Annotated in this window: 13 protein-coding genes; 1 reads left to right on the top strand and 12 read right to left on the bottom strand. The window is 66.0% G+C overall.

Features of this window, described 5'->3' with window-relative positions; all coding sequences use genetic code 11:
* From GVY64_RS36235 to GVY64_RS36185, 12 genes are all read right to left on the bottom strand, one after another.
* A partial coding sequence (locus GVY64_RS36235; RefSeq protein WP_159851112.1) for a PPE domain-containing protein occupies positions 1-992 on the bottom strand: 992 nt, incomplete at its 3' end.
* A gap of 196 nt (positions 993-1,188) precedes the next feature.
* Positions 1,189-1,491 (bottom strand): transposase, encoded by a 303-nt coding sequence (locus tag GVY64_RS38495; protein WP_236567534.1) that lies wholly within the window; start codon positions 1,489-1,491, stop codon positions 1,189-1,191.
* Positions 1,482-2,297, bottom strand: a complete 816-nt coding sequence (locus tag GVY64_RS38490) for an IS630 family transposase (protein WP_236567533.1) — start codon at positions 2,295-2,297, stop codon at positions 1,482-1,484. Before GVY64_RS38490 ends, GVY64_RS38495 begins: the two co-directional genes overlap by 10 nt.
* Positions 2,298-3,101: 804 nt before the next feature.
* Complete coding sequence (locus GVY64_RS36225; RefSeq protein ID WP_159851110.1) at positions 3,102-3,278, bottom strand: hypothetical protein; 177 nt, start codon at positions 3,276-3,278, stop codon at positions 3,102-3,104.
* Positions 3,279-3,304: 26 nt separating this feature from the next.
* A complete protein-coding gene (locus GVY64_RS36220) occupies positions 3,305-4,195 on the bottom strand; it encodes a DUF2637 domain-containing protein (RefSeq protein WP_159851108.1) in 891 nt (296 codons plus the stop codon).
* Positions 4,192-4,602, bottom strand: coding sequence for a hypothetical protein (locus GVY64_RS36215; protein ID WP_159851106.1), 411 nt, complete (start codon positions 4,600-4,602; stop codon positions 4,192-4,194). The genes GVY64_RS36220 and GVY64_RS36215 overlap by 4 nt, the downstream gene beginning before the upstream one ends.
* Before the next feature lie 114 nt (positions 4,603-4,716).
* Positions 4,717-4,893 (bottom strand): hypothetical protein, encoded by a 177-nt coding sequence (locus tag GVY64_RS36210; protein WP_159851104.1) that lies wholly within the window; start codon positions 4,891-4,893, stop codon positions 4,717-4,719.
* Positions 4,894-4,938: 45 nt separating this feature from the next.
* On the bottom strand, positions 4,939-5,232 hold the full coding sequence (locus GVY64_RS36205) for a hypothetical protein (protein WP_159851102.1): 294 nt from the start codon (positions 5,230-5,232) through the stop codon (positions 4,939-4,941).
* Complete coding sequence (locus GVY64_RS36200; protein ID WP_159851100.1) at positions 5,229-5,447, bottom strand: hypothetical protein; 219 nt, start codon at positions 5,445-5,447, stop codon at positions 5,229-5,231. Before GVY64_RS36200 ends, GVY64_RS36205 begins: the two co-directional genes overlap by 4 nt.
* Positions 5,444-5,806, bottom strand: coding sequence for a hypothetical protein (locus GVY64_RS36195; RefSeq protein ID WP_159851098.1), 363 nt, complete (start codon positions 5,804-5,806; stop codon positions 5,444-5,446). Before GVY64_RS36195 ends, GVY64_RS36200 begins: the two co-directional genes overlap by 4 nt.
* A 1-nt stretch (position 5,807) precedes the next feature.
* Positions 5,808-6,092: a hypothetical protein gene (locus GVY64_RS36190; RefSeq protein ID WP_159851096.1), complete on the bottom strand. Its 285-nt coding sequence runs from the start codon at positions 6,090-6,092 to the stop codon at positions 5,808-5,810.
* Positions 6,093-6,651: 559 nt separating this feature from the next.
* Positions 6,652-7,029 (bottom strand): hypothetical protein, encoded by a 378-nt coding sequence (locus GVY64_RS36185; protein ID WP_159851094.1) that lies wholly within the window; start codon positions 7,027-7,029, stop codon positions 6,652-6,654.
* A gap of 36 nt (positions 7,030-7,065) precedes the next feature.
* On the opposite strand from GVY64_RS36185, the gene GVY64_RS36180 reads away from it, so the two are divergent.
* A complete protein-coding gene (locus tag GVY64_RS36180; RefSeq protein ID WP_159851092.1) occupies positions 7,066-7,536 on the top strand; it encodes an NUDIX hydrolase in 471 nt (156 codons plus the stop codon).
* The last annotated feature ends 288 nt before the right edge of the window (positions 7,537-7,824 follow it).

Below are 7,824 nucleotides of genomic sequence, written 5' to 3'. Positions count from 1 at the left end.
TCGAGGCCGTAGTCGTCGTAGGCGTCCGACGTGTCCGACTGTCCGAGCTGACTCAGCGGCATTCCGGCCGAGGCCATCGCGCTCATCAAGGCGGGCAGCATCTGGGTCAACGCGCTGCTGTCGCCGCCGCCGCTGCCCTTTCCGGCGCTTTCGCTCGCGCCGACTGTCGAGCCGAGGTCGGCGGAGTAGCCGGTGATCGTCTCGGCCGAACGGGCGTTCTGTTCAGTGAATTTCGCCAGCGCCGCCTGGATTCGAGTTTGATTCTTCGACCGCATCGCGGCGAGCAACTCCTTGCGCACGGCGATGATCTCCTCCGGAGTCGGATGTTTCGCCTTTGCCGTCCGGAACGCATCACTGTACGTATCGATCCCGTCGGCAAGCAGCCCCATCGCACTACCGAGTTGGTCGAGCCACCCCCGGTACTGACCGAGTTCGGTCGCGGCCTCACTGCCCACCGGCTCCCAGCGCTGCAGCGCCTGCACCGTCGAGCCGACACCCTCGGTCGCGACAAGATGCGGGCCACCGACAAACTTGCGCAACTCGATCGCGAATCCCATGGCCGGGCCGGGCCCTGGACCCGAATGCAACTGCTGGGCGAAGATCAATGGTTCGACCTCGCCACCACCAACCGGAATCCCGATCGCCGGTGGCTGGCGCAGGCTGACCTCCTGCACCTCGCCGACCGGGTTGGCAACGATGTCGCCGCCGCTGCCGCCTATTTCACGGGCGCCTCGGTCATCCGCCTCGGTGTAGTCGACAGCCGCAGCCCCCACGTTATATGCAAGACGATAAATTTTATTCCACGTGAACATCATGCCGTTGACCACCAACGCCGCCTGCGCGTTGTACTCCGGCACCGCCTGGGCCGAGCCGGAATCTGCCCCCGCGGGGACAACCCATCCACCAGGCATCGCCGCGCCAGCATCACGCGCTATCGCGGCAAGTTTCGCCGCGACAGCGACGAGTTCCTGCGTATCCACATTCAGCGGCATCGCGACCTCCTCAACCCTCCTCGCACGATCAAACTCAGCATGGCAATCGACAGAGCTATGTTCGCGAATTGATCGCCAGCGCCCGGCGTGCGCTTCTGGTCAGTCCCGCGAAGGCGTGGCCGCCACGACACAACGCGAGAATCTCACTCGGCACAACAAGCCGGTATGGGGGAAATCCCTACGATCTACTGCCTCGTCACCCAACGTTCGGTAGGTAATCGGGATGGCGGACCTTGGAGCCGACCGCGAAGTCGCGGATCGGCGCGGCGTGCTGGTTGCGCCAGCGGATATAGCTGGTGACGGCGTCGTCCTGTTCGCCGTGGCTGCGGTGGTCGGTGCCGTTGAGCGCGAAGTAGCGCAACGCCGCGAACTCGCACTCGATCCTGTTCGACCAGGACGAGTAGGTAGGCAGGAATACAAGTTCGACGTCGTGGGCGGTGCACCATTCCCGCACTTCACGACGCTTGTGGACGGAGTAGTTGTCCAGAATCAAGTACAACTTCTCCTGCAGCGGCCGCGCAGGGACTTCAGGAACGCCAGGCACTCTGTCCACCGCTTCCGGTCCCGGATCCGGTAATGCAGCTGCCCGGTCGCCAGGTCCAGGGCACCGAACATGTGCCGCACGCCCTGCGTGCGGTGGTAGGTGGCCCGCAATCTGGCAGGTCGCTGCTTCGGGAACCAACCCCGGCCGCCACGGGGCCGCAGGTTCAGCGGCCCGAACTCGTCCACGCAGACCACGCGCCCGTCGGCGGGCGGATGGTCGTACAGGTCCAGCACCCGCGCCATCTTGGTTGTGAATTCCGGATCGTTGCTGGCCTTCCAGGTTTTGGTGGCCGGCCACGACACCCCACCAGCCTTGAGGATCCGCCGCAGCGTTTCCCGGCTGATATCGGCAATTCCGTTGATCCGCAAAACTTCTGCCAGCTTCGACAGGCTCCAGGCCGAGAACGACCAGCCCAGGTCACGGGGGCAGCACCGGGCGATCTGACAGATCCGATCACGCGTCACCGAATCTGTCTTGACCGGCCTGCCCCCTTTCCATTTTGGGTCCAGTGCGTCGAACCCCTTTTCATCGAAATCGTGGATCACTTGACGCACATGCGATTCCGACACCCGCATCAGCCTCGCGATCGACCCGACCGTCTGATGCTGCGCCGAGGCCATCACCATCACCGCCCTGCGCATCCGGATCGGCTGCTTGCTCGGGCGCGCGACCTGCGCCAGCTTGCGGCCCTCCTCAAGGTTCACCGCCCTGACGAAAACATCCGGCTTCCGAGCCACCGGCACCACCTCCACCGGCAGCATCGCCGGTCACCGGCCGATGATCACACTGCCACCCCCAGTGGCGGGGTTACAGCACCAACCTTCCTGGACGCGGCACTAGGAGCGTTGAGTGAACGGCCCGGGTGCACTCTCAGTGGCGGATCGATGCCGAGGACGGTGCGATGCCTCGGGCGGGTCAAATGAATATTGCTGTTGATGTCGCATTTTCAGGGTTGCCTGGGTGTCGAGACTGGGCAAACGGGTGACTGACTCCTGGTGCTGGCGAGCATATGTCTTGCCAGCGCTTGGCGGGGCAGGTCACTGCCCGCCGACGACCCGACCGCGCACTGCACACACCCGCTCCGCTGGGAGTCGTGTGCCCGAGAACGCCGCGCCCGCAGTTGATTTGCTTCCAGCACTGAGCGCGCTCTGGCGCGCGAACACGCCACCGTAGGTGGCGCAACTCTAGACGCAACGTTTGCACCTGACGCAACCGCCCACCCAACCCTACTTTTGTGGTCCTCCCTTGCTTGTGGTCTCCCCTTACTGGTCCATTCCCTCCCAATGTTTGGTGGTGGGTTTCTCCCCACCCGGCCGACACCCTCTGACAGGAAGCGTTAGAGAGTGTCGGCTGGGTGGGGAGGGAGACGACGCCAAACACCCCAGCTCAGCGCACCTTTTTCGCGTCCCCTGATCCGACTTTGATCGGATTCGGACTCGTATCAAAATCGGATCAGGTCCGGATCAGATCCGAATCGGTTTCCGGCCCCTACCACAACGAGCAGGCCCGCTGGTGATGCCAGCGGGGCCTGATTGTGTGCGGTTGTTGGTGCTACTTCCGGCTGCCTATGTGCCGCCGTTGCGGAGGCTGACAGCGATTTCGCCGTAAGCGCGCACGCCGAACCCGCTGCGGTTGGGATAGGTGCATTCGCCGAGCTGGATGTCCAATCCGGCGGCGGTGAGCATCGCTGTCACGGAGGCGACGGCGGCGCCGGACAGTCGGATGTTGACCACGCCGGTCACTGGTGGGCTCCTTCCTGAACGTGTTCCTAGGCCGCGGTGAGAGTGCGGGTCACCGAGGACGAGCTAAGGCTGACGTGTTCGGCGATGCGCGCGTGCGACCAGTTCTGTTCGTGACGCAGGCGCAAGATATCGGTCACCTTCTCCGGGTCACGCCGCCCGGACGGGTCAGCGCTGCACAGCAGTTCGGCGACCCGCGCCCACCGGTCGACCTCCGCACCGGGCGCCGCAGCGTGGTGCGTAGGGGCTTCGATCGCGGTCTGCTCGACGGTCCACAGCTCCGGGGGCGCCTGTTGCGCGGTGAGTTCGGTCGAGGTCGACCGGGTCTCGGTGTGGACCTCGCGCACAGACACGGTGCGTACCGGCTCGGGCCGCTGCACTGGTTCCGGGGCGGTGCGCACCGTCGGTTCGGTGCTGGTGTGGTCGGTGCGTGCGAGCACGAGCAGGGCGACGGTGGCCTGTCCGATGGCGCCATCGATGATGAGTGGGAACAGCCATGCCAGGTGTTCGCTCATCCCGACCTGAATCGACAGCTCGCGCAGGGCGTCGAACGACAGCCGGAACGCGCCGACCGCGATGGCGGCGGTAAGTGCGACAACAGCCCAGTATTCCAGGCGGGCTTTGTTCTGGGCGCGCACGAGCAGCCCGACGCCGTGGGTTGCTGCCAGCAACGCGATCGGCGGGAAACTGGCGACGAACGCCGCGACCGGCTGCTTGCCATCCGGTGCGTTGATCCGTACGTAAACGAGGTTGCCCGCGATCGACATCGCCGCGACCAACAGCAATTCACCCCAGAAGAACCGGACCGCCGACACCTGCTCGCGGGTCCGTGCACCGGCCTGTGCATCGTCTGGTGCGCTGCGGTGCGCAGCAGAATCGCTGCTGCGCACCACGTCCGCACCGGAGCTGAGTCCGGTCACGGCTCACGCACCCTTGCTTGCGGCGGCCGGGGTGTAGACGGCGGTGAACAGCCCACGGCGGTCGGCGGCAATCCCGCGGCGCTGGGCGATCTCGGCAACTCGTGGCCCAATACCTTGTCGTCGTTGCCGCCCTTGCAGGAGACGACCACCAGCAGCGCGCGCCGGTGCTTGCCCCGAATGCCCGGCACGTCCTTCCACCGCTGCCAGGCGTTCCACTCGTATTCGAGCATCCCGACCGCGTACCGCTTGATCAGCTCCGTCTTGCCCGAACCGGTCGTGCCGAACGCGGCCATCTGGCGGCGCGCTTCCTTGTGCGGCACCACCATCCACGCCTCATGCCGCGCGGTCAGCGCCGACCACAAACCGAGAGGGTTCGCCGAGCGCCGGTCCGCCAGCGGCCCCAGCACGATCCCGTCCGTTGTGGTGAACAGGGCACCGACCGACCGCGCCGCGCGGGCCGTCCCCGGCGAACTGGCGTGCGGCCAGCGCCGCCTGCACCCGCTCAGTACGGCCCAGGTTCTTCAACCCGACGGTGTTGTCTTGTGCACGAACGACGCCCACCAGTACGTCGCAGCCAGCGCGGCCACCGGGGCACCGAGCACGACCATCGTGCGCAGCCCGCCCAGGTCGCCGTCGGCGACCCGTGCCGCACCCGACCACAACAGGGAAGCGGGGGTGATCCACGATCCGCCGGCCATCGCCGACACCGCGGGCAGCAGCAGCGACCCGATCGCGAAGTTGTGCTACCGGTGCGGCGCCAACGGCCAGCGCGCCGCGACGGCCACGATCATGACCAGCATCGCCACGATCACGACACCGCACACCGTCGCTGTCGAGGCCGCGTCACCGACCGCGGACAACTCCAGCAGCGGCAGATCCCAACCTTCGACGTGGCGGATCGGCGGCGCCTGCGGCACCAGGCCGCTACCGGCACCCGGCTCCACTGGCGGCGCGGGCGTCTGGCCGGTCGTGGGGACTTGCGCGCTGCCGGTTGGGTGGCAGTCCTGGGGAGTGATGATCGGCTGGCAGTTGCTCATGACGCTTCCTGAGTGAGAAGAAGGTTCGGGCGCCGGGTCTTGCGGGCGGCGCGGCCCTGGTTTCGGCGGGTGAAGAACTGGCTCCACTCCTCGTCGAAGTCACCGATCGCGAACAGCAGCTCGACCGCGGCGAGTTCGCGGGGAGGCCGCTGGTAGGCGGCATTGACGGTGTTCATGACGCGCTGGGAACGGCACAGGTACAGCAGGCCCATCACGGCCTCGTCCTCGCTGTCCCGCGCGGCGCGGTGTCCATGTGGACGCGGTCCTTGGCGCTCAGCTCGATCTCCAGCCCACCAGCCGTGCTGGCCGCCGACCTCGCCGAGAAACCGCCCGTCATGCACGTGCGGGCGTCCCTTGCGAGGGGTCCGCTGTCGCTGAACACCACGTGCCCGGACTTCGACTCGGCGGCAGCGACTTCGGCGCGGCGGCGCAGCACGCGCTCGGACACCCACAGTTGCGGGTCGGAACCGACCAGCATCACCCGCGCCTGCGCGACGGCGCGGTAGTGGTTGACGTACATCAACGGCGGCTTCCAGTCCTTGGGCCGCCGCCACCCCAGATACCGCTCGGCCACCTCACGCCTCGGGTACACCCACGCCCGACCGCGCTGCACCGACAGCAGCGGATGCACCCATCCGCCGCTTCAGCAGAGCGTCGGCGAGGTCGTAGGCGCTACTGATGCTGCTGAACTCGGCCAAGACATCGACCTGCATCCGGTGCATGTCGACCAGCGCCGCCAGCGCCGCGTCCTGCTGAGCCGACAGGCCTTTGCTGCTTTGCACGGCCAGCACCCCCAACGACCCGTACGGGATGCCGATCTCCTCGGCGATCTCCTGCTTCGTCAGCCCCTGCTCACGCAACCGGGTAGCCTCACCCAGGCACGACTCGACCTCAGCCAGCGAAATACCCAGCTGCTCGCCGATCTGCCGGTAGGACAGGCCCTGTCACGCAGCCCGCCGACGATCTGGGCACGGTGGCGCCGCTCCAACGCGGTGTAGCGGTCGACGCCCTTCTTCTTGTGGTTCATCGGGTTCGCTCCCTTCCCTGCCGCGATCTGCGGCTGTGACCGGCCGCGCGGCGATGTCGGCGCGGGCCTGCGCGATGAACTCGCGCATCTCCGTCGCGTCCACCCCTCGCCGTTCCGCGGCCATCGCAGAGCGCGTCCACCGCGCCAGCTGCAATGCCTCCAGCTGCGCCTCGGTCGAAACTCGTGTCGGCACCTCCGATTCGCGTCGTACAAGTGCGCCTTCAGCGGTCCCCGCGAACCACCCCGAGCCCGCAGCACCTGCGCCTCGTACTCACCACCGGGGCTCTTGCCCTCACGGGCGAGCTGGCGGCGGGTCCGCAGATGCTGCGGCGCCAAACCCCACGGCCAGGTCGGGACACCGAACCGCTTGCCATCCGGATCGTGAAACCTGCTCATCGCGAATGCTCGATCCCACGGGAACGCTCCCGCCGTGAACGGCCCGATTCAGCTGTAATCTGTGCGCGGATCTTCGCCGCCGACGCCGGATCGTGGCGGTAGTCGAGCACTCGGTTCCACACCGAGACCCACTCGGCGTGCACCTGTGCGCCGGTGGCCCCCACATGCCGAATCCTCGACATCTCGAACTCGTTGTCGGAGTAGTCCTTCGCCTCCGACGCGTCGTCAGCGGCACACGCCATGTCGACCAACACCCCGTGAACGAGGTGCAATCGGGCTTCCTCCGCCTCCAGCTGCGCCCGCTCGCGGCGGCGGTCCTGCGCCAGTTGCCCGCTGGCGACATGTTCGAGACGTATATGACGAGCTTCGAGCACGTATGGTCGAATGCGACTCCCGAAAGGTGATCGTTCATGGCCCGGACCGACTATTTCCACGACCCTGACGCGCCCACGCCGAACAGCGTCAAGGTCGCCGTTAGTGCATTTGTGCGCGATTCACAGGGCAGAATCCTGATGATCCACCGCACCGACAATGATCACTATTCGATCCCTGGGGGCGGGCTCGAAGCGGGTGAGACGGTGACACAGGCGCTCGTACGAGAGGTCAAAGAGGAAATCGGCATCGACGTCCAGGTGACCGACCTCATCGGAATATTCTCGAATCCGGAGCACGTCATCGCATACGACGATGGTGAAGTCCGTCAAGAATTCTCCATCTGCTTTCGCGCCGACCCAATCGGAGGCGAACTCCGAACCAGTTCGGAGTCGAAGGAAGTCAGATGGGTTGCACCGAGCGACGTTTCTTCTCTGGACGTCCATCCGTCAATCGCGCTTCGCATTGAGCGGGGCCTGACTCCTTCAGCGCGGCCGTACTACACGTGACCGACGATGAACAGCTGACTATTCACGCAACAGCTTCTCGGTACGGTCAACTGCTTCGATCAGCTCAGGCGCGGCCTCAGCCAACGACCTGGCTACGACATGATCCGGGCCGTACCGTTCGCGGACCTCGGCAATGCGACTAAGAGCTCCTAACAGGTTCGGTTGAGTGGCGGTGATTCTCGTTGCGGTGCAGTATGTTTCGTCGTGGCGGCCCCGTGGATCGTGGAAGACGAGTTGTGGACAGTGATCGAACCGCTACTGCCGGTCCGGGCACCAGGCACGCCGGGG

The sequence above is a fragment of the Nocardia sp. CY41 genome, from assembly GCF_009829325.1.
Taxonomy (GTDB): domain Bacteria; phylum Actinomycetota; class Actinomycetes; order Mycobacteriales; family Mycobacteriaceae; genus Nocardia.
Note: the sequence above shows the minus strand (reverse complement) of the source record. Positions and strands in the feature narration are given on the sequence as shown.